The sequence below is a fragment of the Mesorhizobium tamadayense genome, from assembly GCF_003863365.1.
GTDB classification, from domain to species: domain Bacteria; phylum Pseudomonadota; class Alphaproteobacteria; order Rhizobiales; family Rhizobiaceae; genus Mesorhizobium; species Mesorhizobium tamadayense.
This window is the reverse complement of sequence record NZ_RQXT01000077.1, coordinates 1-25,556: the sequence shown is the minus strand read 5'-3', so window position 1 is coordinate 25,556 and position 25,556 is coordinate 1. Positions and strand designations below refer to the sequence as shown.

General features: G+C 64.0%; 22 protein-coding genes, 1 tRNA gene and 1 pseudogene. 15 read left to right on the top strand and 9 right to left on the bottom strand.

What is annotated here, in order from left to right:
• From EH240_RS34105 to EH240_RS34085, 5 genes are all read left to right on the top strand, one after another.
• Positions 1–1,193 (top strand): phage major capsid protein (locus EH240_RS34105; RefSeq protein WP_206075375.1); only part of this gene is annotated, 1,193 nt, incomplete at its 5' end.
• On the top strand, positions 1,193–1,744 hold the full coding sequence (locus EH240_RS34100; protein ID WP_125006761.1) for an HK97 family phage prohead protease: 552 nt from the start codon (positions 1,193–1,195) through the stop codon (positions 1,742–1,744). The genes EH240_RS34105 and EH240_RS34100, both read left to right, overlap by 1 nt.
• A complete protein-coding gene (locus tag EH240_RS34095; RefSeq protein ID WP_125006760.1) occupies positions 1,744–2,280 on the top strand; it encodes a hypothetical protein in 537 nt (178 codons plus the stop codon). Before EH240_RS34100 ends, EH240_RS34095 begins: the two co-directional genes overlap by 1 nt.
• Positions 2,280–3,338: a phage portal protein gene (locus tag EH240_RS34090; RefSeq protein ID WP_125006759.1), complete on the top strand. Its 1,059-nt coding sequence runs from the start codon at positions 2,280–2,282 to the stop codon at positions 3,336–3,338. Before EH240_RS34095 ends, EH240_RS34090 begins: the two co-directional genes overlap by 1 nt.
• Complete coding sequence (locus EH240_RS34085) at positions 3,335–3,544, top strand: hypothetical protein (RefSeq protein ID WP_125006758.1); 210 nt, start codon at positions 3,335–3,337, stop codon at positions 3,542–3,544. Before EH240_RS34090 ends, EH240_RS34085 begins: the two co-directional genes overlap by 4 nt.
• Positions 3,545–3,688: 144 nt before the next feature.
• Here the strand turns inward: EH240_RS34085 and EH240_RS34080 are convergent.
• Positions 3,689–3,762 (bottom strand) — tRNA-Gln (locus EH240_RS34080).
• 141 nt (positions 3,763–3,903) lie between these two features.
• Complete coding sequence (locus EH240_RS34075; RefSeq protein WP_125006757.1) at positions 3,904–4,836, bottom strand: lysylphosphatidylglycerol synthase domain-containing protein; 933 nt, start codon at positions 4,834–4,836, stop codon at positions 3,904–3,906.
• Positions 4,837–5,086: 250 nt separating this feature from the next.
• Here EH240_RS34075 and EH240_RS34070 point away from each other — a divergent pair, with 250 nt between their 5' ends.
• Positions 5,087–6,403, top strand: coding sequence for a Ppx/GppA phosphatase family protein (locus EH240_RS34070; protein WP_125006756.1), 1,317 nt, complete (start codon positions 5,087–5,089; stop codon positions 6,401–6,403).
• A 55-nt stretch (positions 6,404–6,458) separates the two neighbouring features.
• Positions 6,459–7,154, top strand: a complete 696-nt coding sequence (locus EH240_RS34065; RefSeq protein ID WP_125006755.1) for an RlmE family RNA methyltransferase — start codon at positions 6,459–6,461, stop codon at positions 7,152–7,154.
• Positions 7,155–7,316: 162 nt separating this feature from the next.
• Here EH240_RS34065 and EH240_RS34060 read toward each other — a convergent pair whose 3' ends face one another.
• Positions 7,317–8,738 carry an MFS transporter gene (locus tag EH240_RS34060; protein ID WP_125006754.1) on the bottom strand — a complete coding sequence of 474 codons (1,422 nt, stop codon included), beginning with the start codon at positions 8,736–8,738 and terminating at the stop codon, positions 7,317–7,319.
• A gap of 274 nt (positions 8,739–9,012) precedes the next feature.
• Here EH240_RS34060 and EH240_RS39970 point away from each other — a divergent pair.
• The 3 genes and pseudogenes from EH240_RS39970 (at position 9,013) to EH240_RS34045 (ending at position 11,511) form a co-directional block, all read left to right on the top strand.
• Positions 9,013–9,257: pseudogene (locus tag EH240_RS39970) on the top strand (type II toxin-antitoxin system Phd/YefM family antitoxin).
• A gap of 162 nt (positions 9,258–9,419) precedes the next feature.
• Entirely contained in the window at positions 9,420–10,922 is a 1,503-nt protein-coding gene (gene guaB, locus EH240_RS34050) for an IMP dehydrogenase (RefSeq protein ID WP_125006753.1), read from the top strand.
• Positions 10,873–11,511 (top strand): hypothetical protein, encoded by a 639-nt coding sequence (locus EH240_RS34045; RefSeq protein WP_125006763.1) that lies wholly within the window; start codon positions 10,873–10,875, stop codon positions 11,509–11,511. The genes guaB and EH240_RS34045 overlap by 50 nt, the downstream gene beginning before the upstream one ends.
• Before the next feature lie 255 nt (positions 11,512–11,766).
• On the opposite strand, the gene rnd is transcribed toward EH240_RS34045, so the two are convergent.
• The 3 genes from rnd to EH240_RS34030 all read right to left on the bottom strand — a co-directional run bounded on the left by rnd (position 11,767) and on the right by EH240_RS34030 (position 14,840).
• Positions 11,767–12,918 carry a ribonuclease D gene (gene rnd / locus EH240_RS34040; RefSeq protein WP_125006752.1) on the bottom strand — a complete coding sequence of 384 codons (1,152 nt, stop codon included), beginning with the start codon at positions 12,916–12,918 and terminating at the stop codon, positions 11,767–11,769.
• 68 nt (positions 12,919–12,986) lie between these two features.
• Positions 12,987–14,225, bottom strand: coding sequence for an MFS transporter (locus EH240_RS34035; RefSeq protein WP_125006751.1), 1,239 nt, complete (start codon positions 14,223–14,225; stop codon positions 12,987–12,989).
• A gap of 153 nt (positions 14,226–14,378) precedes the next feature.
• Positions 14,379–14,840, bottom strand: a complete 462-nt coding sequence (locus EH240_RS34030) for an Lrp/AsnC ligand binding domain-containing protein (RefSeq protein WP_125006750.1) — start codon at positions 14,838–14,840, stop codon at positions 14,379–14,381.
• A 130-nt stretch (positions 14,841–14,970) separates the two neighbouring features.
• Between EH240_RS34030 and EH240_RS34025 the strand changes: the two genes are divergently transcribed.
• Positions 14,971–15,966 carry an ornithine cyclodeaminase family protein gene (locus EH240_RS34025; protein WP_245436649.1) on the top strand — a complete coding sequence of 332 codons (996 nt, stop codon included), beginning with the start codon at positions 14,971–14,973 and terminating at the stop codon, positions 15,964–15,966.
• Between the two features lie 73 nt (positions 15,967–16,039).
• On the opposite strand, the gene EH240_RS34020 is transcribed toward EH240_RS34025, so the two are convergent.
• Positions 16,040–17,260, bottom strand: a complete 1,221-nt coding sequence (locus EH240_RS34020) for an MFS transporter (RefSeq protein ID WP_125006749.1) — start codon at positions 17,258–17,260, stop codon at positions 16,040–16,042.
• A gap of 108 nt (positions 17,261–17,368) precedes the next feature.
• Here EH240_RS34020 and EH240_RS34015 point away from each other — a divergent pair, with 108 nt between their 5' ends.
• Together EH240_RS34015 and aspS are read left to right on the top strand one after the other, a co-directional pair.
• A complete protein-coding gene (locus EH240_RS34015; RefSeq protein ID WP_125006748.1) occupies positions 17,369–18,127 on the top strand; it encodes a DeoR/GlpR family DNA-binding transcription regulator in 759 nt (252 codons plus the stop codon).
• A gap of 125 nt (positions 18,128–18,252) precedes the next feature.
• On the top strand, positions 18,253–20,043 hold the full coding sequence (gene aspS, locus EH240_RS34010) for an aspartate--tRNA ligase (RefSeq protein ID WP_167484286.1): 1,791 nt from the start codon (positions 18,253–18,255) through the stop codon (positions 20,041–20,043).
• A 99-nt stretch (positions 20,044–20,142) separates the two neighbouring features.
• Here aspS and EH240_RS34005 read toward each other — a convergent pair whose 3' ends face one another.
• On the bottom strand, positions 20,143–21,333 hold the full coding sequence (locus tag EH240_RS34005; RefSeq protein WP_125006746.1) for a hypothetical protein: 1,191 nt from the start codon (positions 21,331–21,333) through the stop codon (positions 20,143–20,145).
• Positions 21,334–21,761: 428 nt separating this feature from the next.
• On the opposite strand from EH240_RS34005, the gene parC reads away from it, so the two are divergent.
• On the top strand, positions 21,762–24,017 hold the full coding sequence (gene parC, locus EH240_RS34000; protein ID WP_125006745.1) for a DNA topoisomerase IV subunit A: 2,256 nt from the start codon (positions 21,762–21,764) through the stop codon (positions 24,015–24,017).
• A 91-nt stretch (positions 24,018–24,108) separates the two neighbouring features.
• Here parC and EH240_RS39795 read toward each other — a convergent pair whose 3' ends face one another.
• Positions 24,109–24,234, bottom strand: a complete 126-nt coding sequence (locus EH240_RS39795; protein ID WP_281035198.1) for a hypothetical protein — start codon at positions 24,232–24,234, stop codon at positions 24,109–24,111.
• 111 nt (positions 24,235–24,345) lie between these two features.
• On the opposite strand from EH240_RS39795, the gene EH240_RS33995 reads away from it, so the two are divergent.
• A partial coding sequence (locus tag EH240_RS33995) for an adenylate/guanylate cyclase domain-containing protein (RefSeq protein ID WP_148101164.1) occupies positions 24,346–25,556 on the top strand: 1,211 nt, incomplete at its 3' end.

The following is a 25,556-nucleotide window of genomic DNA, read 5'->3' as shown; positions in this document are numbered from 1 at the left end:
CCTCTCCCAGCGAAGATGAAACCCGCAAGATGGGCGAAATGGATGCAGAGTATCGCGCCAACGAAACTCGCTATCGTGCGGCGCTGATCACCGAAGACAGCGAGCGTCGTGACGCTGGCAAGGATCTCGAAACCCGGTCTGACCGCGAATATGCCGAACTCGTCGACAAGTTCGAACTGCGCCAGGTCGCTCTGTTCCTCGACGAAGGCGCCAAGATCGACGGCGCGACCGCCGAAGTCATCGCCGAGATGCGCAGCAAGAACGGCTATCGCGGCGTTCCGATTCCGTATGCCGCCCTGTCCCTCGAAACCCGCGCTGGTGAAACCATCGCTTCGGGCGTTCCGGCACCGAAGATGACCGCGCCAATCATCGACCGTCTGTTTCCGCAGTCTGTCGCCTCGATCATGGGCGGCCGGCTGATCTCTATCGGCCAGGGCAGCGAAGAATATCCGCTGACCGCCTCGTCCGTCACGGCAGGCTGGCAGGCCACGGAAACGGGCGCTGTGGCTGGTCCGACCGTCTATTCGACGGCACAGCGCACCGTGGCGCCGAACAACACGCTCGGCATTCAGATGAAGATCACGCGCAAGGCGCTGAAGCAGAGCGGCGATGCGCTCGAGCAGGCTGTTCGCCGTGACATGAACGGAGCCATCGCGCAGGCTATGGACGCGGCGGTGTTTCAGGGCACGGGCGCCAGCGGTCAGCCTTCGGGTCTGTTGGTCGGCTCCTACGGCATCACCTCGACGGCCGTTGCCGCCGCTGCGACTTGGGCGGCTTTCCGTTCGGCCATCGTGCGATTCCTGGTCGCCAACGCTGCCAACTCGCCGGGCGAGGTCAAGCTGCTTATCCGGCCTGAAATCTTCGACAAGATGGACGGCTCGCTGATCACGAATACGGCCGTCAGCGAGTGGGACCGGATGATTGCCAACATCCCGGCTGGCAATATTGCCATGTCGTCGAACGCTCTGGCCGCGCCTACCGGCACGCCGGCAGCGTCGACCGCACTTCTCACGACCGACATCGGTGGCGTGCCTCCGTTCTTCGTCGGTCTGTTCGGTGGCATCGACCTGATCCGTGACCCGTTCAGCGATGCGGCTTCGGGCGGCCTTCGCCTCACCGGCCTTGCCACCATGGACGTGTCGGCTGGCCGTGCGCCCCAGCTGCAGATTCTGACCGGCGTTCAGAGCGCATAATGCTTTACGGCGCTCCGGTTTCCTTGGAAATCCGCGCCGAAGGCGGAGCGACCCGGTTGACGGGTCGCTTTCCTTATGGCTCGGAAACCACGCTCGGCGACGGCAGGCGGGAACGTTTCGCTGCCCGAGCCTTCCGCTCCCGCATCGAGACTGGCGAGAACGTCTTCCTTCTCGCCGGTCACGACCCCGAAAAACCGCTGGCCTCTACGGAGGCCGGCTCTCTCACGCTTCGCGACGGCGAAGACGCCTTGCATATCGAGGCGCGTGTCGCGGCCACGACCACATGGGCAAACGACGCTCTTGCAGCGCTGGCGGCCGGTCTGACGAAGGGCATTTCTCCGGGCTTTCGGGTGCGTTCCGGTGGCGATGTCGTCACGCGCTCGGCCGATGGCTTGTTGCGCACAGTCAACGCGGCGGACTTGTTCGAGGTGTCGCTGGTCACGCTCCCAGCCTACGACCAGGCACAGATCGCGGCCCGCTCGTGGGCGCTTGCGTCTGCCGAAGGCGACGACGCAGGCCTGCACCGCGTTCTCAACCGATGGAGGGCATAATGGCGACCATCAAACAGACAGAAGGCGCTCCTGCGGCTTATCCCGCAGCGCCTTCGGGCCTGTCCACGGCAGCCGCCGCGCTCGACGCGGACATGCTTTGGCAGCGCATCGAGGCTTATATCGCCTGGCGCTTCACGTCCCGCTCCATCGAATGGATTGTGGAGGGCTGCGGCGAGTGGATCCCGCCCTTGGCGCCGGCAACCATCGCCACTGTCGAGGTCTGGCAGGCAACCAATGCCTGGACGACGGCAACGCCCGATCCCTCGCCAACTGGCGGCTACATGCTGCCCGGCGACGGGCCTTACCGCTTCAGCGGCACGGTTGGCGGCGGCACGGTCCCAGCTGCGGTCAATGAGGCATTCCGGCGTCTGGCGGAATACATGGCCGCCAGCAAGCGCGGCTCGCCAGGCACGACGCGCGAAAAGGTCGTCGCCGGTTCCGTCATGGTGGACAAATCGCGCTCTGCCTCATGGGCGGCCGAAGCAATGTCCAATTCAGGCGCGGGCGACTTGCTGCGCAATTTCAGGAGAGCGTGATGGGTATTTTTGATTGGTTCCGGCGCTCTCCTGTCGAGACGCGCTCGGCCATGAGCGGCTTTACCGCCGAGCTTATGGCGGCGCGGGAAAGCTACATCTCTGGTAGGCGCGGAATTGCCGAACTCACGGCTGCGGCACAGTCATGCATTAGCCTATGGGAAGGCGCATTCGCGCTTGCCGAGGTCGACGGCACCAACTTGCTAGACAAGCGAACACTCGCGCTCACGGCCCGCTCTGTGGCGCTGCGGGGCGAGGCAGTCTTCCTGATCCGCGACAAGCTCATTCCCTGTAGCGATTGGGACCTATCGACGCGCGACGGCATCCCGAAGGCTTACCGCCTGTCGATTTCGGAGGCGGGCGGCGGCACCACGCAAACGGCGCTGGCCGGCGAAGTGCTGCATTTGCGCATCGGCGTCGATCCCGCCGCGCCCTGGCTCGGAACGGCACCGCTACGGCGCGCGTCGCTCACTGCCGGGTTGCTCAATGCGCTGGAAAGCGCCCTGGCCGAAGTCTACGAAAACGCACCGCTCGGCAGCCAAATCGTGCCGTACCCCGAAGGGCCTGAAACCGACATGACGACGCTCGGCCGCTCCTTCCGCGGTCAGCGTGGCCGCGTACTGTTGCGCGAGTCCGTGAACGTTTCGGCCGCTGGCGGCCCGGCTCCTGCCGTTGATTGGAAGCCGTCCAGCGTCTCGCCAGACATCGAGCGGAGCATGAGCGTCGAAAGCGTGGCAGCGGCCCGAGACGCCATTGCAGGGGCCTTTGGCGTGTTGCCGGGCCTGTTCAATCCAGCCACCACGGGGCCTATGGTCCGCGAAGCGCAAAGGCATCTCGCACAGTGGACGTTGCAGCCGATCGCGGGGCTTCTGGCGCAGGAGGCGAGCGAAAAGCTCGGCGCTGCGGTGGACATCGACGTCATGGGTCCGACGCAGGCCTTCGATGCCGGCGGCTCGGCCCGCGCTTTGGCGACCATTGTTCAGGCCTATGCACAGGCGAAAGAGGCGGGGCTGGCTCCTACCGTTGTGGATGCCGCACTAGCGAGGCTCGACTGGAAATGAAGTTGGCTTGGCTTAATCCACCGTCAGCCGGTTGGGCGTCGACTCCAGAGGCGGCACGCAATCAAGCCAACGGTTTGCGGCGCCTCAAAGAAAAGAAGGAACGGCAAGCCCGCAAGGCACAGGAAGAGCAGCCCGAAGAAGGGCTGCGGCGGTTTCTGAAGGCGGACCCTGCCGTTGAAGAGACCATGCAGCGGGCAGGGCTGTAGAATCCCATGTTGCTATTCATGTTGCTATTCGCTGCGTCCGCTCGTTACGATTCCTTACAAATCAATAGGTTACGTTTCGACGGATTCCGCGACATAGCAACATGAATTTAGGTGGTTTTGGCTGCTAAGTGTTTGATTTTATTATGGCTGGGGAACCTGGATTCGAACCAGGACTAACGGAGTCAGAGTCCGTGGGTCTACCGTTAACCTATTCCCCAGCAGGCGCGATCGGCATCGCGCGAAGCGGGCGGCTGTGCGCCGCGAGCGCTGCCTTGTAGCCGCCGGCCGAAAATAGTCAACCCCGAGCTGCGTTTCAATCGCAGCCTTTTTTCCATTCTTCTCGCTGACCCACAGAAGGCTCAGGGGTCGCCGCGGCTGTATTGCGAATGCTCGAAGAGCAGTACCACGCAGAGCCCGATAAGCAGCGGGATGATGAGATAAAACAGGCGGAACACCAGAAGTGCAGCCAGCACGCCGACCGGGTCCATGTCTGACAATCCGGCGAGGAAGACGACTTCGAACACGCCGAGCCCGCCCGGCGCGTGCGATAGCTGCGCCACCGAGAACGACACAACGAACACGCCGAGCACGACGAAGTAGCCGGGATTGTCCGCCGCGGGCAGCGCAAAGAAGATGATCGCGGCCGCCGCCAGCAGCTCGATCGGGCCGATCAGCAATTGCCGCGCCACGATCGGCAGCGCCGGATAATGCAGCTGGAAGCTGCCGATCTTGAGCGGCTTGAGATGCAGCCAGCTGCCGAAGACGTAAGCGCCGACCAGGATCAGCATGGCAAGGCCGGCGGCTATCGCCGGTCCGTGATGCGGCGCGCCTGAGAAGCGGTCGACGATCTGAGGCTCCAGCACCAGCACAAGGCCGGCCACAAGCAGGCTGGAGAGCACGAAGGTGATCCAGCAGATCGCGACCAGCACGCCGACATCCTGGCCGGTCAGGCCCCTGGTGCCGTAGGCGCGGTAGCGGATCACCGCGCCCGAGAGCACGGAACCGCCGATATTGTGCGACAGCGCGTAGGTGGTGAAGGAGCAAAGCGTGACGAACAGCCACGACACTTTTTTGCCGATGTGGAGCAGCGCGATATGGTCGTAGCCGGCGAGCGAGGCGTAGGCGACGATCGAGCTCAGCGCCGCCAGCACCCAGGCGCGCGACGGGATTGCTGTGATGCCGTCCCAGACGTCGTCGATCGAGATGCCGCGCAGTTCGTGGATGAGCAGCCAGAGCGAGAACACCACGGCCGCTATGCCGATGACCGGCCAGAAATAGCGCCTCCAGTTCATGGCGTCGTCATCATGAGATTAAGCTCATTGATTATGATGCTGCCCAAACCCTTCCGAACCCTCATTTGAGACATGCCTGATCGAAGCCGGCTATTCAACCGGCAAGAGATTGCCCCGGCGTGACGCCGCCAAAAATCGGACCATGCGCTCTTGGTGATTGCGGATCGCGCTGCTAGTCTGTCCCCAACTTAAAACAAATCGAGGTGCCTGCTGCGTCCTTCCGGTTCGCGCGGCGCCGAAAGGAATTGACGTGGAAGACCACGATACCGGCGCCGGCGCGTCGGCAGTGGGTATGTCTGGGGTGTCGCCGACGGAGTCGGCGGGCCCGGCCGCAGGGCGTTTCAGCCGCCATGCGGGCGCGCATGCAAGACATGCCGACAATCAAGGCGAGAACCAGAAGGGCAAGACCCGCAAGCGCCGCAAGCGCAGGCGCGGCCGCAAGGTGTTCGCCCGCGACGAGAACGGCGCCATACCGCTATCGGCACCCGCCGCCAGCCATCCGCCTCAGCCCGCGGCGGCAACGCCGCAGCCGCCGGTTTCGAGCGTGCCGCGGCGGCCGCAGCAGGAGCTGCCGGTGTTCGCCGCGCTCGACCTCGGCACCAACAATTGCCGGCTGCTGGTCGCGGTGCCGAGCCGGCACGGCCAGTTCCGCGTCATCGATGCCTTCTCGCGCATCGTCAGGCTGGGCGAGGGGCTCTCCGCCAACGGGCGGCTCGGCCAAGCCGCCATGGACCGCGCCGTCGAGGCGCTCAAGATCTGCGGCGACAAGCTGCGCAACCGCAAGATCAGGAAGGCGAGGCTGATCGCCACCGAGGCCTGCCGTTCCGCCGAAAACGGCGTCGAGTTCCTCGATCGCGTCGAGCGCGAGGCAGGGCTGAAACTGGAGATCATCGACCGCCAGACCGAGGCCCGCCTTGCGGTCTCCGGCTGCGGCTCGCTGGTCGAGCGCGACACGCGCGGCGTGGTGCTGTTCGATATCGGCGGCGGCTCGTCCGAGATCGCGCTGATCGACCTGACGCGCGGCCAGCGCTCGCCGCGGCTCGCCAACCACATCGTTTCCTGGACGTCGCTTCCCGTGGGTGTCGTCTCGCTTGCCGAGCGCTTCGGCGGCCGCACGGTGACGCGCGAAACCTTCTTCGCCATGGTCGACGACGTCGCGGCGCGGCTCAAGGCCTTCGACGGGCGCGACCGGCTCGCGCATGTGCTGGCCAGCCCCAATTTCCACCTGCTCGGCACCTCCGGCACGGTGACGACGCTGGCCGGCGTCCATCTTGACCTCGAGCGCTACGATCGCCGCCGCGTCGACGGGCTGTGGATGGACCGCACAAGTGTCGATCGCATGATCGAGAAGCTGATCGGCTGGGATTTCCAGCAGCGCGTCGCCAATCCCTGCATCGGCGCCGATCGCGCCGACCTGGTGCTTGCCGGCTGCGCCATCCTGGAGGCGATCCGCGCTGTGTGGCCGTCCGAGCGGCTGCGCGTCGCCGACCGCGGCTTGCGCGAGGGGATTTTGAGCGAGCTGATGGCCGACGACGGCGTCTGGCGCCATGACGGGCGTAGAGCATGATCCCAAAAAGTGGAATCCGGTTTTTGGAAAAGATCACGCTCAAAAGAGAACTATGATGAGCAAAAAACCGGAAAAGCCGGGCTCGGCCGGCATGCGCGTGCTCAAGACCAGGATCAAGAAGAAGAGCGGCCTGAAGGAATCCTCGCGACGCTGGCTCGAGCGCCACATGAACGATCCCTATGTGCAGCGCTCCAAGGCCGACGGTTATCGGTCGCGCGCGGCCTATAAGCTGATCGAGATCGACGACAAGCACCATCTGCTCAAGCCCGGCATGAAGGTGATCGATCTGGGTGCTGCTCCCGGCGGCTGGTGCCAGGTGGCGGCGGCGCGCACCAGATCGACAGCCGAGAACCCGCATGTTGTCGGCATCGATTATCTCGAGATGGACGCGGTGCCGGGCGCGCCTGTGCTGCTGATGGATTTCCTCGACCCGGAGGCGCCGCAGAAGCTCTCCGAGGCGCTCGGCGGCCAGCCCGATATCGTGCTGTCGGACATGGCGGCTCCCACCACCGGGCACCGCCGCACCGACCATCTGCGCACCATGCATCTGTGCGAGGTCGCGGCCGATTTCGCACTGCAGGTTTTGAAGCCCGGCGGCCATTTCCTCGCCAAGACTTTTCAGGGCGGCGCAGAGAACGAGCTATTGTCGCGGCTGAAGCAGAATTTTCGCGCGGTCCATCATGTGAAGCCGCCGGCTTCCAGGGATGAATCGGTGGAGCTCTATTTGTTGGCGAAGGATTTCAAGGGGTAGTCCTTCCTTCTCCCCTTGTGGGAGAAGGTGGCCTCGCGACGCGAGGTCGGATGAGGGGTGTTCCAGGGAACGCCAGCGTCTCACTCCGCTGGAACACCCCTCATCCGTCTCGGCGCTGCGCGCCGATCCACCTTCTCCCACAAGGGGAGAAGGAAGGGGCGCTCACTTCCCCGCCGTTCCCACCGTCTCCAGCGTTCTCGGCGTCGCCAGCCGGCCATGCCCGGACACCGCGTTGCCTGCGTCGGGCGCCAGCCGCATGAAGGTCAGCGACGCCGCCGCCGACACCGCGGCGATGATGAAGAAGGCGATGTGGAAATCGCTGAGTGTCAGCGGCCCGCCATGGATCGAGGTCGATACTTCGAGGATGCCGCCGGCCAGCGCCACGCCGAGCGCGATCGACAACTGCTGGAACACAGCGGTGATCGGCGTCGCCTTGCTGGTGTCGGCGGCGGAGATCTCGGCATAGGAAAGCGCGTTGACGCCGGTGAAGAACATCGAGCGGATGAAGCCTCCGACCAGCAAGATCGCGAGCATCAGCGCGTAGGGCGTGTCGGGGGTGAAAAGGCCATAGATGGCGATCGAGCCGGCGGCGATGAGCGAACCCCAAATCAGCACCCGGCGGAACCCGGCGAGCCTGAAGAGCAACGCGGTGATGAACTTCATGCCGATGGCACCGATCGCCGAGACGAAGGTGATCATGCCGGACTGGAACGGCGTCAGCCCGAAGACGATCTGGAACATCAGCGGCAGCAGGAACGGCACCGCGCCGATGCCGACGCGGAACAGCGAGCCGCCGAGCACCGAGGATCGGAACACCTGGTTGCGGAACAGCTCCAGCGCCAGCAGCGGGTTCCTGGCGTGCCGCGCGTGCAGGAGGTAAAGCCCGCCCGAAACCAGGCCGGCGGCAATCGTGATGAAGCCGGCGATCGGCGGCAGGGCGGGCAGGCTGACGACGGAGAGGCCGAAGACGATGCCGGACGCCGCAAGGCCGCTCAGCACGAAGCCGGGAAAATCCAGCGGTGGCGTCTCGGTGGGGTCGGTTTCCGGCAGGTAGCGGGTGGCCAGCCAGATGCCCAGAAGCCCGATCGGCACGTTGATCAGGAAGATCCAGTGCCAGGTGAAATAGGTGGTGATGAAGCCGCCGATCGGCGGCCCGACAAGCGGGCCGACCAGCGCCGGCACCGTCAACCAGGACATCGCCGCGACAAGCTCGTTCTTCGGCGTGGCGCGTACCAGCACCAGGCGTCCGACCGGCGTCATCATCGCGCCGCCGATGCCTTGCAGAACGCGCGAGACGACAAAGGCCGGAAGCGAGTTCGAAAGGGCGCAGGCGACCGAGCCGGCGATGAAGACGGCGATCGCGGCACGAAACACGTTCTTGGCCCCGAACCGGTCCGCCATCCAGCCGCTGATCGGAATGAAGATCGCCAGCGACACCAGATAGGCCGTCAGCGCCAGCTTAAGCGCGATCGGGCTGGTGTGGATGTCGATGGCGATCGCCGGCAGCGAGGTCGCGATCACGGTCGAATCCATGTTCTCCATGAAAAGTGCGACCGCTAGGATGAGCGGGATGATGCGGTTCAAGGGAACGCCCTGATTTGACTTCGCGATTTTGGGCCTGGCTTGGGGGCGAGCCGGCACTCCCCGGGCGGTTACCATGCACTGGCCCGGATGTCGCATTAAATTGCTGTCACTTTTGCGCGACCTCAACCTTTAGTGGCGCAACTCTCGATAGAATATCATCACATCGGGAATGAGATTATGAGAGGCGGTTGTCGCCGGGTCGCGGTGTCGCAAGTGCTTGGGAGCAGCGCTGTCTGTCATGTCGTAGTGACGTAACTACAATCAAGGTGCTGATATGGACGAAACCGTTTCGGCTGCTGACGTCGAACGCAAGTTTCCCTCATCCTGCGAGGGGTCCTCGAGGGACGGAGCTATGTCGTGATCAGCCATGGGCGGCCCGTGGCACGGATTGTTCCTGCCGACACGCACCGGGCCGTATTTCCCCGCTCTCGCGCGGTGCTGCTGTCGCGGCTTGAACAACAGCCCCTTGTCGATGCTGGTTACTGGACCCGTGACGGTGCCTGCGAGGACGAACGGTGATGGTCGTGTTGCAGCGGAATAGAACCTGAGGCTTGTCGCAACGATCGGCTTTTCAACGCCAGCGGGACGTGTTACCAGCCAGCGCCAATCCTGAAAGGGAAGATGAGAGTCGGCGCTGGCTATTCCGGTCCAGCGCCTTTTCCGCATTCAAGAGGACTGGCCATGGCAAAAATCATCGAGACGTCCACCGGTACGCTGGCGCTGACCTTTGACGACGTGCTGTTGCAGCCCGGCCATTCCGAGGTCATGCCCGGCCAGACCGACATCCGCACCCGCATCGCCGGCGACATCGATCTCAACACGCCGATCCTGTCGGCCGCCATGGACACGGTCACCGAGGCGAAGCTGGCGATCGCCATGGCGCAGGCCGGCGGCATCGGCGTCATCCACCGCAATTTCTCGCCAGCCGAGCAGGCCGAGCAGGTCCGCCAGGTGAAGAAATTCGAATCCGGCATGGTGGTGAACCCGGTCACCATCGGCCCCGACGCGACGCTCGCCGACGCGCTGACATTGATGCGGACCTATTCGATTTCCGGCATTCCCGTGGTCGAGAATGGCGGCACCGGTGGCCACACCGTCGGCCGGCTGGTCGGCATCCTCACCAACCGCGACGTGCGCTTCGCCTCCGACCCCTCGCAGAAGGTCTACGAGCTGATGACCCGTGAGAACCTGATCACGGTCAAGGAAAACGTCGACCAGGACGAGGCCAAGCGCCTGTTGCACCAGCACCGTATCGAGAAGCTGGTGGTGGTCGACAGGAAGGGCAATTGCGTCGGCCTGATCACCGTCAAGGACATCGAGAAGTCGCAGCTCAACCCGCACGCCACCAAGGACGTGCAGGGCCGGCTGCGCGCTGCCGCCGCCACAAGCGTCGGCGACGACGGCTTCGAGCGTGCCGAGCGCCTGATCGATGCCGGCGTCGACCTTCTGGTCATCGACACCGCGCACGGCCATTCGCAGCGTGTGCTGGACGCGGTGACGCGGGCGAAGAAGCTCTCCAATTCCGTGCGCATCCTGGCCGGCAACGTCGCCACCGCCGAAGGCACGCGGGCGCTGATCGATGCCGGGGCCGATGCTGTCAAGGTCGGCATCGGGCCAGGTTCCATATGCACGACCCGCATCGTCGCCGGCGTCGGCGTGCCGCAGCTCTCGGCGATCATGTCGGCGGTCGAGACGGCCGACAAGGCCGGCGTGACGGTGATTGCCGACGGCGGCATCAAATATTCGGGCGATCTCGCCAAGGCGCTTGCCGCCGGCGCAAGCGCCGCCATGATCGGCTCGCTGCTTGCCGGCACGGACGAGAGCCCGGGCGAGGTCTATCTGCACCAGGGCCGCTCCTTCAAGGCCTATCGCGGCATGGGCTCGGTCGGCGCCATGGCGCGCGGCTCGGCCGATCGCTACTTCCAGGCCGAGGTCCGCGACACCCTGAAACTGGTTCCGGAGGGCATCGAAGGGCAGGTTCCCTACAAAGGACCTGTGGCTGGCGTGCTGCACCAGCTTGCAGGCGGCCTGAAAGCCGCTATGGGTTATGTCGGTGGACGCGATCTTGCCGAGTTCCGCGAGCGCGCCACCTTTGTGCGCATATCAAACGCCGGACTTCGTGAAAGCCACGCCCATGACGTCACGATCACCCGCGAAAGCCCGAACTATCCGGGCGGACTATGATCAGGCTGGCGAACGGCCGGATCGCCAGAGCCTGTGGCGTGGCTTGATCGTGACGGTCCTGCGCCTGTCGCGTCATGCGGCGGCGCTCTCTGTCGCTTCCGCCGCGGTTTTCATTGCCATGACAGCGCTGGAGTTTTTCTATTTCCGCGGCCTGAGCGGCGGGCTCTCCTCTCTCGACATGCGCGTCACCGGCTTCACGCCCGATGAAGGCATGGCGTGGCTGACCGCGCTCGGCCGGCGCGGCGGTGAGATCATCATCGTCTGGCATTATCTGACTTTTGATCTGCTGTTCCCGGCGCTGCTGTCGCTCACCCTGGTCAGTCTGATCGTGGCCTTCGGCCGGCGGCTGAGCATTTTCCGAGCTATGCCTGCCCAATTGCAGGCGCTGACGGCGTTGGTGCTGGTCCTGCCTTACACACTCGCCGCTTACGCGCAGAACTTTGCAATCGCGCGGCTGCTGTCCGATTTCCAGTTGGCCAATCCCGATTCGCTGTCCTTCGCCTCGTCGCTGACCGTGACCAAGTTCGCGCTTCTGGCCATTCCGGTCGCGGTCGTCGCGGTGTTCGCGCTGGCGGTGCAACGGCGCTGAGCGGGCAGGGGCGACCAGACCGCCATCTTCTGGCCGATGCTGGCGACTCTTCCTTCTTTACTTGTGTGAGAAGGTGGCCGAGCGAAGCTCGGTCGGATGAGGGGTGTTCCAGCTTGGCGGAACCCTTCGTCCAAATCGAACGCGTGGCGCAGAGCGCCAACCTCTCGTTTCTTCCAACACCCCTTCCGTCTCGGCGCTGCGCGCCGATCCACCTTCTCCCACAAGATGCTATGAGGGGAGAAGGGAAGGGTGGTGCTACAGATCGAACACCGCGATCCTGCGCTTGTCGAACTTGATGCCGATCTCGCCGCGCACCAGTCTAAGCGCCTGCTCGCCGAACACGGCGCGCCGCCAGCCTTGCAGCGCCTGCACGTCGGCGGCGTCGCCTTCCGCGGCGATGCGGTCGATGTCGTCGCTGGAGGCGAGCACCTTGGAGGCGACGCCTTCCTTTTCGGCGACGATCCTGAGCAGGACCTTGAGCAGTTCCGCCGCCGCGCTCGAGCCTTCCGGCGGCTGAAAGCTCTTCGGCAGTTTCGGCATCGCTTCCTTCGGCATGGCAAGCGCCGTGTTGACGGCGCCGAGCAGCGCGGTTGCTGTCGCGGACCGCTCCCAGCCCTTCGGCGTCGTGCGCAGCCGGCCGAGAGCCGCCGCATCGCGCGGCGCCTGTTGCGCGATCTCGTAGATCGCGTCGTCCTTGAGCACGCGGCCGCGCGGCACATCGCGCTCGCGCGCCTCACGTTCGCGCCATGTGGCCACCGCCTGCACGATCGCCAGTTCCTGCGGCTTGCGCAGCCGCATCTTCAGTCGCTTCCAGGCGTCCTCGGGATGCGGATCGTAGGTCTCGCGCGAGGTCAGGACATCCATCTCCTCCTTCAGCCAGTGGGCGCGATCCTCGCGCTCCAGCTCGGCGCTGAGATGCTGGTAGACCTTGATCAGATGGGTGACGTCGGCGAGCGCGTATTCGAGCTGCTTGTCCGAGAGCGGCCGGTGTCGCCAGTCGGTAAAGCGCGAGGATTTGTCGAGCCGCGCGCCGGTGATGCGCTGCACCAGCTGATCGTAGGAGACGCTGTCGCCGAAGCCGCAGACCATGGCCGCCACCTGGGTGTCGAACACCGGATGCGGCACCAGGTCGCCCAGATGGACGATGATTTCGATGTCCTGGCGCGCGGCGTGAAAAACCTTGACCACGGCTTCGTTGGCCATCAGCCGGAAGAAGGGTTTCAGGTCGATGTCGGGCGAAAGCGGATCGATCAGCGCCGTCACGCCGGGCGCGGCCATCTGGATGAGGCAGAGGATCGGCCAGAAGGTCGTTTCGCGGATGAATTCGGTATCGACGGTGACGAATTCCGACTTCTCGAACGCCGCGATGACGCTCTCGAGCTCTTTCTGTGTGGTGATGACGTGCATCAAATCGCTTTTGGCATCATGTCAGGCCTCTTTCAATTTCAGCCGCAAACGCTTTCGTCAAGCCGCAGCTATTCCTGCTTGTCTGAATCGCCGTTCCGCCGCGCCAGCCGCGCGAACAGCGTCGACGTGCGCAAAAGCGCGGTGAAGCGGCTGCGGCTGCCGGCCGGCACACCCGACCGCACCTGCATACGGTAGAGGATCACGATGATGAGAACGGCGTAGACGGCGGCGCTGAAGACGAACAGCGCGCTCGGCCCAAAATATTGCATCACCGCCGACGCCGCAATCGGACCGCCGATCGCACCGAAGGAATAGAACAGCATCAGCGCCGCGTTGATCAGCACGAATTCGCCTTTGTCGGCCCGGTCGTTGGCATGCGCGGCCGATAGTGAATAGAGCGGCATGGCGAAGCAGCCGAAGATGAAAACGATGACGAAGTTGAGGAACGGGTCGGCGCGCGCCACGAAGGCCAGCGCCAGCGCGGCAAGCATGGCGCAGCAGGTCGTCGTCAACAGCACCGAGCGCCGGTCGCGGCGGTCTGAGAGATAGCCCAGCGGATACTGGATGAGGGCGCCTCCGAATATGCCGACGCTGACGAAGGTCACCACATCGGCAACCGACATGCCGATCTCCTCGGCGTAGACCGGAGACAGCGTGCGGAAGGCGCTGTTGGTGACGCCCACGGCGATGCAGCCGATAGAGCCGAGCGGCGAGATCCGCCAGACGCGCGGCAGGTCGAGCTTGACGTCCTCCGGCGGCGCCGGGTTCGAGCGGTCCCCGAGCGAGACCGGCACCAGCGAAAAGGTGATCATCATCGACATGACGGCGAAGATGGCGAAACCGCCGGCTCCGAAGATTGGAATCAGGAATTGCGCGCCGGTCACCGAACCGATGTCGACCATGCGGTATATGGCGAGCACCCTGGCGCGGTCCTTGTTGCCGACGCCGGAATTCAGCCAGGCTTCCATGACGGTGAACAGGCCGGCAAAGCAGAAGCCGCCGGCAAAGCGCACCGCGCACCACATGACGGGGTTGATGACTAAAACCAGAAGCAGCGTGCCGACCGAGGCGATTGCGGCCAGCGCGGCAAAGGTCCTGACATGGCCGACCGCCTTCAGGATACGGGTGACGGCCAGGCAGCCGAGCAGGAAGCCGGCGAAATAGAACGTGCCCATGAGGCCGATGTCGGAAGCGGAAAAGCCTTCCTGCGCTCCACGCAATGCGATCAGCGTGCCCTGCAGCCCGTTGCCTCCAAGCAGGATGCCTGCGGCAATGAGAAGCGGGATCAGCGGGCGGACGGAAGACATTGGGGGGAGGGATCACGTTTCGGCGATCCTTCTTGGACCATCGATCCCGGCAATGCCAGTGGCAAATGCCGGTCGCCGGGCCACGGGATGATTAGCGTCTTGGGTTTCGGCTTAGGGTGGAAGGTGGACGTTGCCTCTACGCCTCATTTTAATCTAGATCGGTAACAAGGCGTCGGGCTTCACATTGGCGATCGAGGCGTAGGTGTGCGTTTCCCGGACCCCGGGCAGCGGCAGGATGACCCGTTGCAGGAAGTCCTGGAACAGTGCCATGTCGGCGATGCGCGCCTTGACCAGGTAGTCGAAGCCGCCAATCACCATGTGGCACTCGATGATCTCGGGCGCCCGCAAGACCGCCTCGGCGAAGCGGTCGAAGACATGAGGCGCCGTATGGTCGAGCCGAACCTCGATGAAGACGAGTTGTGCCTGCCCGATCCTGACTGGGTCGAGGACCGCCCGCACGGCCCGGATGAAGCCTTCACTGAACAGCCGTTTGATGCGCTGCGATGCGCCCGTCGGCGACAGCCCGACCCGGCGGGCCAGGTCGAGTGTCGTGCGGCGGCCGTCCTCCTGCAACAAACGCAACAGCGAGCGGTCGATACGGTCGAGATCGTCCATTTTCAGGATTCACAATTTTCAGCCAAGAATAGCGTGATAGTCACGCTGAAATAGCCAAAACAGCATATTTCATCACGCTGTCAGGTGGCAATACCGTTGGTGGTTAACTCAACCAGACCAAGGCAAGACCATGACATCAGCCATATTGAACTCCCGCAACGCTCTGGCCAAGGGCGACACGCCGGTGCTCATCTTGAGCGAGGCCGAGGTGAAAACCTGCATCGACCTCCGCCAGCTTCTCGACGTGCTGGCAGACGGATTCGAGGCGCTGTCTGGCGGCAAGGTCGTCAATCCGGCTCGGCCGCAGCTCGACATTCCCCAGGCAGGCTATTCGCTGGCGATGCCGGCCTGGATGGCGGGCATGCATCTGACGGTGAAGATCGTCAACGTGTTCGAGGGCAACATCGCCAAAGGCATCCCCAGCCATCTCGCCACCATCCATCTGTTCGACCCGCAGACGGGATTGCCGGTTTGCGTCATGGACGGCACCTACATCACCGCCGTGCGCACCTCTGGCTCGGCCGTGCTCTCGGTGCGCGAGCTGGCCCGTCGCGATGCCAAGGTCGCGACAGTGGTGGGCGCCGGCGTCCAGGCCGGCCAGCACCTGCACCTTCTGCCACTGGTTCGCGACTTCGCCGAGATACGCGTTGTCTCGAAGGAGTTCGCGGATGCGGAGGCGCTTGCCGCACTACATCCGGGTGTTGTTGCCGTCAGCGATATCGAGGCCGCGGTGCGCTCGTCGGATGTCGTCTGCCTGGCAACGCATTCCTATGAGCCGGTGATTTCAGCCGAATGGGTGCGGCCCGGCACCCATGTTTCGTCGGTCGGCGTCGCGCCACCCGGCGGCGAATTGCCGGTCGAGCTTGTCGGCAAGGCCAGCCTCTTCGTCGAGACAAGCGACGCTTTCGCCCCGACGCCGGTCGGCGCCTGCGAACTGGTCGGCATCGACCCGGAAACCGGAACCGAACTCGGCGAGATACTGCTCGGGCTACAGCCGGGACGGGTCAGTACCGACCAGATCACCGTCTACAAGGCAATGGGCGCTGCCATGGAGGATATGGTGACGGCCGACCTCGCCTACCGCGAGGCGATTCGCCGGGGAATCGGGGGCGTCGCTTCGCTGTAAGGGTGACCGCCACGATGCGCTACATGGGAAAGCGGGGCCGTGATTGCGATCGACTTGATGATGGGCGAGCCGCTCATGCCTCACCGGCCTGTGCTAGTATGTTCTTCGGGTCGGGCGCTTCGCCCACCGGCACGGTGGACTTGCCCGACCGCCGGCCAAGCGAGCCCGCGGTCAGCAGGCTGAGCGCGATCAATGGGATGCCGATGCCATAGGCGGAGCGGATGCCCCAATGGTCCGACACGAAGCCGAGCAGCGGCGGGCCGAGCAGGAAGGCGATGAAGGAGATCTGCGACAGCGCCGCGACGTTGATCGCCGCCGGGCGATCAGTCCGTTGCGCGGCCGCCGAGATCGCCAGCGGGAAGAGGGCGCTGCTGCCGATGCCCAACAGGGCAAAGCCCAGCATCGAGACGAAGGGCACGGGTGAGGCGAAGACGATGAGCACGCCGGCCGCCATCGTTGCCAGCAGCACGCGCGCCACGCCGCTCGGCGAGTGGCGGTCGACAAAGGAGTCGGCGAAGAAGCGCGTGGTTGCCTGCGAGAAGGCAAACAACGCCACCGTGAAGCCGGCGACGAAGGGACCGGAGTCGAACACGGTGCGCATGTAGATCGCCGACCAGTCAATGCTGGCGCCTTCCAGGAGCATCGCCGAAAGCGTCACCGCGACGAGGACCAGGATCGGCAGCGTCGGCCGCGCGAACATCGGCGGTTTGCCGCCGGAGGTGGCGAAGCGGGCCGGCGCCGGCTCAAAGCCGCCGAGAAACAGCGCCATCGCGACTGCCACCATTGGCACCACCAGCGCCAGATGCAACTGCGGCGACAGGCCGAGATGCGCCAACGCGCCGCCGAACAGCCCGGCGCCGAAGAAGCCCATGCTCCAGAACGAGTGGGCCCGGTTCATGATGCGGCGCCTGAGCAGGAACTCCGTCCTGTCGGCCTCGATATTGAGGATGATCTCGACGCTGCCGATCATCAGGCCGACCGGCAGCAGCATCAGGAACAGCGAGACCGGTCCCGGCGCTTGCACAGCGATGGAATAGACAAGCGCGATCAGCGGCACGAGCCAAAGCAGCGCCTGCCGAAAGCCGACGCGTTCCAGGATCGGCGTCGCCAGCGTCAGCGCCGTCAAGGTGCCGATCGGTGTCCCGATCAGGCTGAGCCCCAGCGTGCCGTCCTCGATCTCCATGGCGCGCTTGATGTCCGGCAGGCGCGGGAAAATGTTGCCCATGGCGAAGGAGTAGATCGCGAAACCGGCATAGACGCGGTGTTGAGGGGCGAGTTTCAAGCCAAAGGTCATCGCGGCACTTTCCATTGGGAAGGACGGGACGACATCGCCGACCCGACACCATTTCTTGCATAAACATGCATATCATGCAAGAATGTGCACAAAGAAATAGGATCGTGCATGCTAACCGAGGAACGACACCAATTCATTCGCGACCGGCTGGCGGCGGAGGGAAAGGTGCTGGCCGGCGAACTCGCCAGCCGCTTCGGCGTTTCGGAAGATACGGTTCGCCGTGATTTGCGCGAGCTTGCGAAAGCCGGGCAGTTGCGTCGCGTTTACGGGGGCGCGGTCGCGTCGGCGCCCTTTGCCGCGTCAACCATCAGCCAGCGCGGCAGCCACGCGGTCGAGGAGAAGATGCGTCTGGCGAGGGCCGCGGTGGGTGTGCTCGCCGCCGGGCAGACCCTGTTCATCGACGGCGGCACGACCAATGAGGCGATCGCCAGGGCAATCCCGCGCGACATCGAGCTGACGGTGGCCACCAACTCGCTCGGCGTCGCTTCGGCTCTGGCCGATCTTCCCCTGGTCGAGCTGATCATGCTCGGCGGCAGGTATATCCGCGACCTTGGCACCTGCGTCGGTGGCGACACGCTTGCCGCCGTGGCGCAACTCGGCGCCGATCTGTTCTTTCTCGGCTCCTGCGGCCTCGATGCCTCGCGCGGCGTCACGGCATTCGATTCGGCCGAAGCCGAAGTGAAGCGGGCCATGGCCAGGAACAGCGCCGGCATCGTCATCGCCGCCACCAACGACAAGCTCGCCACCGCGGCGCCCTATCGCGTCGCAGCAGCCGACGCGATCCGTCACCTTGTGGTCGAAAGGACGGCCCCCGCCGCCATCCTCGCCGATTTTGAACGCCAGGGCGCTGAAATCCACGTCGCGTGAACGGCCAAGGCGCTAGCGTGTGTGACCGCTTGCCTTGACAAAGCGGGCCTCTCATGTGCTTTTCGCGCAAATTTTCGAGCTGGGCCCTCGGCCCGCAATCCAGCATCCGGACTTCATCAATGACCATGCATCGTTACCGCAGCCATACCTGTGCCCAATTGAGAAAGAGCGACGTCGGCAATTCCGTCCGCCTGTCGGGCTGGGTGCATCGCGTGCGCGACCATGGCGGGCTGCTCTTCATCGACATGCGCGACCACTACGGCCTGACCCAGATCGTCGCCGACCCGGATTCGCCGGCTTTCAAGATCGCCGAGACCCTGCGCGGCGAATGGGTGATCCGCGTCGACGGAGAGGTCAAGGCGCGCCTGCCCGAGACCGTCAACCCCAACCTGCCGACCGGCGAGATCGAGATTTTCGCGCGCGAGATCGAGGTGCTGTCGGCGGCCAAGGAGTTGCCGCTACCGGTGTTCGGCGAGCCGGACTATCCGGAAGACATCCGCCTGAAATACCGCTTCCTCGACCTGCGCCGCGAGACGCTGCACAAGAACATCGTGGCGCGCACGAAGATCACCGCCGAAATGCGGAAGCGCATGGGCGAGGTCGGGTTCACTGAATTCTCGACGCCGATCCTCACCGCTTCGTCGCCGGAAGGCGCGCGCGACTTCCTGGTGCCGTCGCGCATCCATCCCGGCACCTTCTACGCCCTGCCGCAGGCGCCGCAGCAGTACAAGCAGCTGATCATGGTCTCCGGCTTCGACCGCTACTTCCAGATCGCGCCCTGCTTCCGCGACGAGGATCCGCGCGCCGACCGGCTGCCCGGCGAATTCTACCAGCTCGACCTCGAAATGAGCTTCGTCGAGCAGGACGACGTGTTCGAGACCATGGAGCCGGTGATGCGCGGGGTCTTCGAGACCTTCGCCGCTGGCAAGCCGGTGACTGAGAAATTCCCGCGCATCGCCTTCGATGTCGCCATGCGCAAATACGGCACCGACAAGCCGGACCTGCGCAACCCGATCGAGATGCAGGCTGTCTCAGATCATTTCCGCGATTCCGGCTTCAAGGTCTTCGCCAATATCCTAGCCAACGATCCTAAGGCCGAGGTGTGGGCCATTCCGGCAAAGACCGGCGGCAGCCGCGCCTTCTGCGACCGCATGAACTCATGGGCGCAAGGCGAGGGCCAGCCGGGGCTGGGCTACATCTTCTGGCGCAAGGAAGGCGACAGGCTCGAAGGCGCCGGCCCGCTCGCCAAGAACATCGGCGAGGAGCGCACCGAGGCGATCCGCCGGCAACTCGGCCTTGCTGATGGCGATGCCGCCTTCTTCGTCGCCGGCGATCCGAAGAAGTTCGTCGCTTTTGCGGGCGCGGCACGCACGCGCGCCGGCGAGGAGCTGAACCTCGTCGATCGCGATCGTTTCGAGCTCTGCTGGATCGTCGACTTCCCGTTCTTCGAATGGAACGAAGACGAAAAGAAGATCGACTTCGCCCACAATCCGTTTTCAATGCCGCAAGGTGGCATCGAAGCCCTTAGCAGCCAGGAGCCGCTGGGCATCAAGGCGTTCCAGTACGACATGGTCTGCAACGGCTTCGAGATTGCCTCCGGCGGCATCCGCAACCATCTGCCGGAAACCATGGTCAAGGCCTTCGAGATGGTCGGCCTGGATCGCCAGACGGTCGAGGATCGCTTCGGCGGCCTTTACCGCGCCTTCCAGTATGGCGCGCCGCCGCATGGCGGCATGGCGGCCGGCATCGACCGCGTCGTCATGCTGCTCGTCGGTGCCAAGAACCTGCGCGAGGTGACCATGTTCCCAATGAACCAGCAGGCCTATGACCTGCTGATGAATGCGCCTTCGGAAGCGACCCCGCAGCAGCTTCGCGAGCTGTCGCTGCGCGTTGCGATGGCGAAGAAAGAAGGCTAGGAACCGCAACCAAACCGTTCGGCTTGCTTGAAGAATCGATCTTGAATAACGAAAAGCCCGGCATCGCTGCCGGGCTTTTTGTTTGAGCGTTCCGTTCGATCAGTCTTCGTTCGCCTTGACCTTGACGCCCAGCGTCTTCGGCAGGTCGAGCGGGTTGGACATGGCGCCGGCCATGATCAGCGCGAACGGCACCGAGGCCGGCGGCTCGGCCGAGATCTCGAGGCTCTTCGGATCGTCGAGGAACTTGTTGACCGCCGCCGACACCTCTGCCGTCAGCTCGGGATTGTTGAGCTGCGCCATGCCGAACGGCACGATCGCCTTGGCCTGGTTGGCGATGTCCTTGCCCGACATGCCCTGCTGCTTGCCGACATAGTCGAGCACCTTGCCGGTCAGCGAATCGTCGTCGAAGCGCACCGAGGCGCCGTTGAACGACAACTGCTGCAAGAGGCCGAGCATGGCCATGCCCTGCGCCGAATTGTCGGCGCCCTCCGGCTGCGCGGCGAGCTGCTTCTGCATGGCCTGCATCGACTTGATGAAGTCGACGGTGTAGCCGCCGAGATCGAAGGTCATGCCGAGCGTGCCCGCATTGTCGACCGCGATGTCATATTTCGACAGCTCCATCTTGCCGTCGCTCGGCTGCCAGGTGCCGGCCATCGAGATGGTGCCGGAGATGTTCTGGTAGCCGAGCGCCTCGATCGCTTCCTTCGACTTCGGGTCGTCGACCAGCGTCAGGTCGGCATTGAACTTCTCCGTGTTGGCGGTGAAATCCATCGCCTTGCCGTCGGCGGGCGGGGTGACCTGGACGGCGAGCCCATCCATCGAGAAGGCCGTCTTGTCGCCGACCTTCACCGTCATGTTGGAGAGCTCGGCCGACTTGTACATCATCAGCGAGCCGAGCGGATCGGTACTGCCTTCGGCCGGCACCTTCATGTCATGGATGACGAAGGGGCTGAGATTGAGCGTCACGCCGTCCTTTGTGCGCTCGAAGGCCGAGGTCGAGACGGTCGCGATCTCGAAGCCGCCATTGGCCTCGGTGACGCCCTCCAGCTTCACGTCGCCGATCGGCAAGGCTTCCTTCTCGGCCGCCGGCTTGACGGCGACGCCCTGCAAAACGACGTTCGAATCGTCACCCGAGACCCCGGTCCAGGAAATATCGACGCCCTGGGCGGCGAGCGTTGCCTTGACGCGTTCGGCCACGGCTGGGTCTGCGGCGAAGGCGGCGTTGAGCGGCAGGGTCAGCAGAAAGGTTGAGAAAGCCAGTTTCTTGAGCATTGAGCGTTGGATCGTCATGGCGAGTTCCCTGTCCTGAAAAGTGTTTTTGAATTCTACTCCATCACCGTTTCGCGACGAACGGGACGGGAAAAAGGCGTGTCCCGGCACATTTGTCGAAAACGGCGATGAAAAGCAAACCCGGCCGGTACGCTTTGCATGGCGCGGTGAATTTGTCATGAAGACCGCCGCTCTCCTCCGCCGCCGCGTTGCATGCCGAGATAGAGGGCGCATGTAACTGCTTGATGTTGGCCGGCGCCCCCAGTTGCAGCCGAAGCCTGTTGTAGACGGGCGGCAAACTGGAGTGCCTGGCCTGGCGGTTCAGTGAAATCCTTCACATCGCTTCGCCCGGCCGCGAAGTTTTCACTTTTCCTTCGTCCGCACCCATGCGGTCTGCGGTTTTCCACGCGGTGCTTGCCGCGAATCACCCGCTCGGCTAGTGCAATCCCATGGGAAAAAGGCTTTTGCCGCCGCAAGACAATGGCGGCGGTGATCACATCGAACCGGTCGATCTGAAAGAGGCGCTCGAGAAGCGCTATCTCGCCTATGCGCTGTCGACCATCATGCACCGGGCATTGCCGGATGTGCGCGACGGACTGAAGCCGGTCCATCGCCGCATCATGCATGCCATGCGGCTCTTGCGGCTCAATCCAGACCAGGGCTTTGCCAAATGCGCCCGCATCGTCGGCGAGGTGATGGGTAAGTTCCATCCGCATGGCGACCAGTCGATCTACGACGCGCTGGTGCGCCTCGCGCAAGAATTCTCGATGCGCTACCCGCTGGTCGACGGGCAGGGCAATTTCGGCAACATCGACGGCGATAACGCCGCCGCCATGCGCTACACCGAAGCGCGCATGACGGAAGTGGCGACGGAGCTGCTTGCCGGCATCACCGAAGACGCCGTCGACTTCCGGCCGACCTACAATGAGGAGGACGAGGAGCCGTCCGTCCTGCCCGGCGCCTTCCCGAACCTGCTCGCCAACGGCTCGTCCGGCATTGCTGTCGGCATGGCGACCTCGATCCCGCCGCACAACGCCGCCGAGCTTTGCGACGCAGCACTTCACCTGATCGAGCATCCGGACGCGCCGGTGGCGAAGCTGATGGATTTCGTCCAGGGGCCGGATTTCCCGACCGGCGGCATCATCGTCGACAGCCGCGCCTCAATCCTCGAAGCCTATGAGAGCGGCCGCGGCGGTTTCCGCGTGCGCTCCAAATGGAGCCAGGAGGACCAGGGCAGGGGCACCTGGAGCATCGTCGTCACCGAAATCCCTTATGGTGTCCAGAAGGCCAGGCTGATCGAGAAGATCGCCGAGCTCCTGATGGCGCGCAAGCTGCCGCTGCTCGAGGACATACGCGACGAGAGCGCCGAGGACATCCGCGTCGTGCTGGTGCCGAAGAGCCGCACGGTCGATCCCGGCATATTGATGGAATCGCTGTTCAAGCTGACCGAGCTCGAAAGCCGCTTCCCGCTGAACATGAACGTGCTGTCGCGCGGCAAGGTGCCGAACGTGCTCTCGCTGAAAGGCGTGCTGAAGGAATGGCTGGAGCATCGCCGCGACGTGCTGATCCGCCGCTCCAGGCACAGGCTGGGCGAGATCGAGAGGCGCCTGGAAATCCTCGCCGGCTATCTGATCGCCTATCTCAACATCGACGAGGTGATCAGGATCATCCGCGAGGAGGACGAGCCCAAGCAGGTGATGATGGCCCGCTGGTCGCTCACCGACAACCAGGCCGAAGCCATCCTCAACATGCGCCTGCGCGCCCTGCGCAAGCTCGAGGAGATCGAGATCCGCAAGGAGTTCGACGGGCTTACCGAAGAGAAAAAGCAGATCGAGGCCTTGCTGGCCTCCGATGCCAAGCAATGGTCGACGATCAAGTGGGAGGTCACCACGATCCGCGACAAGTTCGGCCCCGAGACCGGGCTCGGCAAACGCCGTACCCAGTTCGCCGATGCGCCCGAGCATGATCTCACCGACATCGCGCATGCGATGATCGAGCGCGAGCCCGTCACGGTTGTCGTCTCCGAAAAGGGCTGGCTGCGCGCCATGAAGGGTCACCTGACCGACCATTCGCAGCTGGCCTTCAAGGAAGGCGACAGCCTGAAGCTCGCCTTCCACGCCCAGACCACGGACAAGATCCTGGTCTTCACCACCGGCGGCAAGTTCTACACCATCGGCGCCGACCGGCTGCCGGGCGGGCGCGGCCATGGCGAGCCGATCCGCATCATCGTCGACATGGAGAACGATCAGGACATCGTCACCGCCTTCGTCCACGATCCGAAGCGCAAGCTGCTCTTGGTCTCATACGACGCAAACGGCTTCGTCGTCTCCGAGGAAGAGGTCGTCGCCAACACCCGCAAGGGCAAGCAGGTGATGAACGTCAAGGCGCCTGACGAGGCCAAGCGCTGCCTTCCGGTCGCGGGCGACCATCTCGCCATCATCGGCGAGAATCGCAAGATGCTGATCTTCCCGCTGGCCGAGATCCCTGAAATGGCGCGCGGCAAGGGCGTGCGCCTGCAGAAATACAAGGACGGCGGCGTGCTGGACCTGAAGACCTTCACCCTGGAGACCGGGCTCACCTGGCAAGATTCGGCCGACCGCACCTTCACCAAGTCGCGCGAGGAGCTTGCCGAATGGATCGGTGCCCGCGCCGCCGCCGGCCGAATGGTGCCGAAGGGATTCCCGAGGACGGGCAAGTTCGGGTGAAAGCTGCGATCTCCGCCACAAAGGTGGAGATTGCGCAATGCCAAGTCGACCACCGCCTCGGCGCCTTCCTACTGTCCCGCTGAAACTGGGGTTAGCCATCGAGATTGCGGGAGGCGAGCATCGCCTCGGCGCTCAGCATCAAAGCGACAGTTCCGTCATCCTCGATGGCAAGATCGGTGCCAACGATGCGCCCGTATCTGCAACCTGCGCGTTTCATCGACGGCTTTTTGCTGGATGATCCCGAGACACCGGCGACGGACGCTGGAGGGGTCGGTCGTTTCATTTCAGTGTGACCAGGTCTATACTCCACGGGGGACAGGCCAGACCGATGGACCGTAAGCTCTCCGCCATTCTCGCTGCCGATGTTGTGGGCTATTCCGCCCAGATGGAACGCGACGAGGCCGGCACGTTCGAGCGCCTTCGTGCTCGACGCAAGGAACTGTTCGAGCCTGAGATTGCCCGCCACCACGGCCACATCTTCAAGCTGATGGGCGATGGACTGCTGGCCGAATTCGGCAGCGTCGTGGACGCGGTCGAATGTGCCGTGTCGTTGCAGCACGCCCTGGCGGAACGCAACGCCGCCGTTTCCGAGGATCATCGGATTCACGTCAGGATCGGGATCAACCTCGGCGAGGTGATTGTCGAGGGCGAGGACCGATATGGCGAGGGCGTCAACGTCGCTGCCAGACTCCAACAACTAGCGGACCCTGGCGGCATCTGTGTCTCGGCAAAGGTCGCAAAAGAGGTTGAGAAGAAGTTGGCTTTCAGCTTTGAGCCGATGGGCCAACAGAAGCTGAAGAATATCGCCGAACCGGTGCAGGCGTACCGGGTGCTGCTCGATCCCGCGGTGGCGGGAAAGCCCATGGCTGTCAATCGACACCCGCGCTTCAGGCGCAATCTGGCCGTCGCCATTGGCGTCCTTGTTGTCGCAGTCGGCCTTGCAGCAGCGTGGTGGCGACCGTGGGAGCCACCGCTTCGGCCCACCGCTCTGACGGCCAATGCGAAAGCCGACACCCGGCCATCCCTCGTCGTGCTTCCATTTGACAATCTCAGCGACGACAAGGCGCAAGGTTATCTGGCTGACGGTTTCACCGAGGACCTGACCACAGAACTTGCACGCGTGCCCGGCCTGTTCGTCGTATCGCGAAACGCGGCTTCCACCTACAAGGCCAAACAGACTAAACCCGCTGAGTTCGCCGCAGCGCTTGGTGTCCGGTACATACTGGAGGGCTCGATACGTCGGGTCGGCGACGACATGCGTATCAACGCGCAATTGATCGACGGCTCGACCACCGTTCATCTCTGGGCAGAACGTTTCGACGGCCAGTGGACGGATGTGTTTGCGCTGCAGGACAAAGTCGTCGTCAGCATCGCAGGCGCGCTCAAGCTCCGTCTCATCAGCGCCCAAGGCAAGGCAGATGTCGCGGGCGGCACGCGCAATCCTGCGGCCTACGAGGCTTACCTCCAGGGCATGGAAATCTACAATCGTCGCAATACTCCAGACGAGTTTGCGCAGGCGGTGAGGTTTTTCCGGCAGGC

What these genes read in the sequence shown, in the direction of transcription:
- EH240_RS34100 (WP_125006761.1), top strand. Translation starts at nt 1,193, where the DNA reads ATGCTTTACGGCGCTCCGGTTTCCTTGGAAATCCGCGCCGAAGGCGGA.
- EH240_RS34095 (WP_125006760.1), top strand. Translation starts at nt 1,744, where the DNA reads ATGGCGACCATCAAACAGACAGAAGGCGCTCCTGCGGCTTATCCCGCA.
- EH240_RS34090 (WP_125006759.1), top strand. Translation starts at nt 2,280, where the DNA reads ATGGGTATTTTTGATTGGTTCCGGCGCTCTCCTGTCGAGACGCGCTCG.
- EH240_RS34085 (WP_125006758.1), top strand. Translation starts at nt 3,335, where the DNA reads ATGAAGTTGGCTTGGCTTAATCCACCGTCAGCCGGTTGGGCGTCGACT.
- EH240_RS34075 (WP_125006757.1), bottom strand. Translation starts at nt 4,836, where the DNA reads ATGAACTGGAGGCGCTATTTCTGGCCGGTCATCGGCATAGCGGCCGTG.
- EH240_RS34065 (WP_125006755.1), top strand. Translation starts at nt 6,459, where the DNA reads ATGAGCAAAAAACCGGAAAAGCCGGGCTCGGCCGGCATGCGCGTGCTC.
- guaB (WP_125006753.1), top strand. Translation starts at nt 9,420, where the DNA reads ATGGCAAAAATCATCGAGACGTCCACCGGTACGCTGGCGCTGACCTTT.
- EH240_RS34045 (WP_125006763.1), top strand. Translation starts at nt 10,873, where the DNA reads ATGACGTCACGATCACCCGCGAAAGCCCGAACTATCCGGGCGGACTAT.
- rnd (WP_125006752.1), bottom strand. Translation starts at nt 12,918, where the DNA reads ATGCACGTCATCACCACACAGAAAGAGCTCGAGAGCGTCATCGCGGCG.
- EH240_RS34035 (WP_125006751.1), bottom strand. Translation starts at nt 14,225, where the DNA reads ATGTCTTCCGTCCGCCCGCTGATCCCGCTTCTCATTGCCGCAGGCATC.
- EH240_RS34030 (WP_125006750.1), bottom strand. Translation starts at nt 14,840, where the DNA reads ATGGACGATCTCGACCGTATCGACCGCTCGCTGTTGCGTTTGTTGCAG.
- EH240_RS34025 (WP_245436649.1), top strand. Translation starts at nt 14,971, where the DNA reads ATGACATCAGCCATATTGAACTCCCGCAACGCTCTGGCCAAGGGCGAC.
- EH240_RS34020 (WP_125006749.1), bottom strand. Translation starts at nt 17,260, where the DNA reads ATGACCTTTGGCTTGAAACTCGCCCCTCAACACCGCGTCTATGCCGGT.
- EH240_RS34015 (WP_125006748.1), top strand. Translation starts at nt 17,369, where the DNA reads ATGCTAACCGAGGAACGACACCAATTCATTCGCGACCGGCTGGCGGCG.
- aspS (WP_167484286.1), top strand. Translation starts at nt 18,253, where the DNA reads ATGCATCGTTACCGCAGCCATACCTGTGCCCAATTGAGAAAGAGCGAC.
- EH240_RS34005 (WP_125006746.1), bottom strand. Translation starts at nt 21,333, where the DNA reads ATGACGATCCAACGCTCAATGCTCAAGAAACTGGCTTTCTCAACCTTT.
- parC (WP_125006745.1), top strand. Translation starts at nt 21,762, where the DNA reads ATGGGAAAAAGGCTTTTGCCGCCGCAAGACAATGGCGGCGGTGATCAC.
- EH240_RS39795 (WP_281035198.1), bottom strand. Translation starts at nt 24,234, where the DNA reads ATGAAACGCGCAGGTTGCAGATACGGGCGCATCGTTGGCACCGATCTT.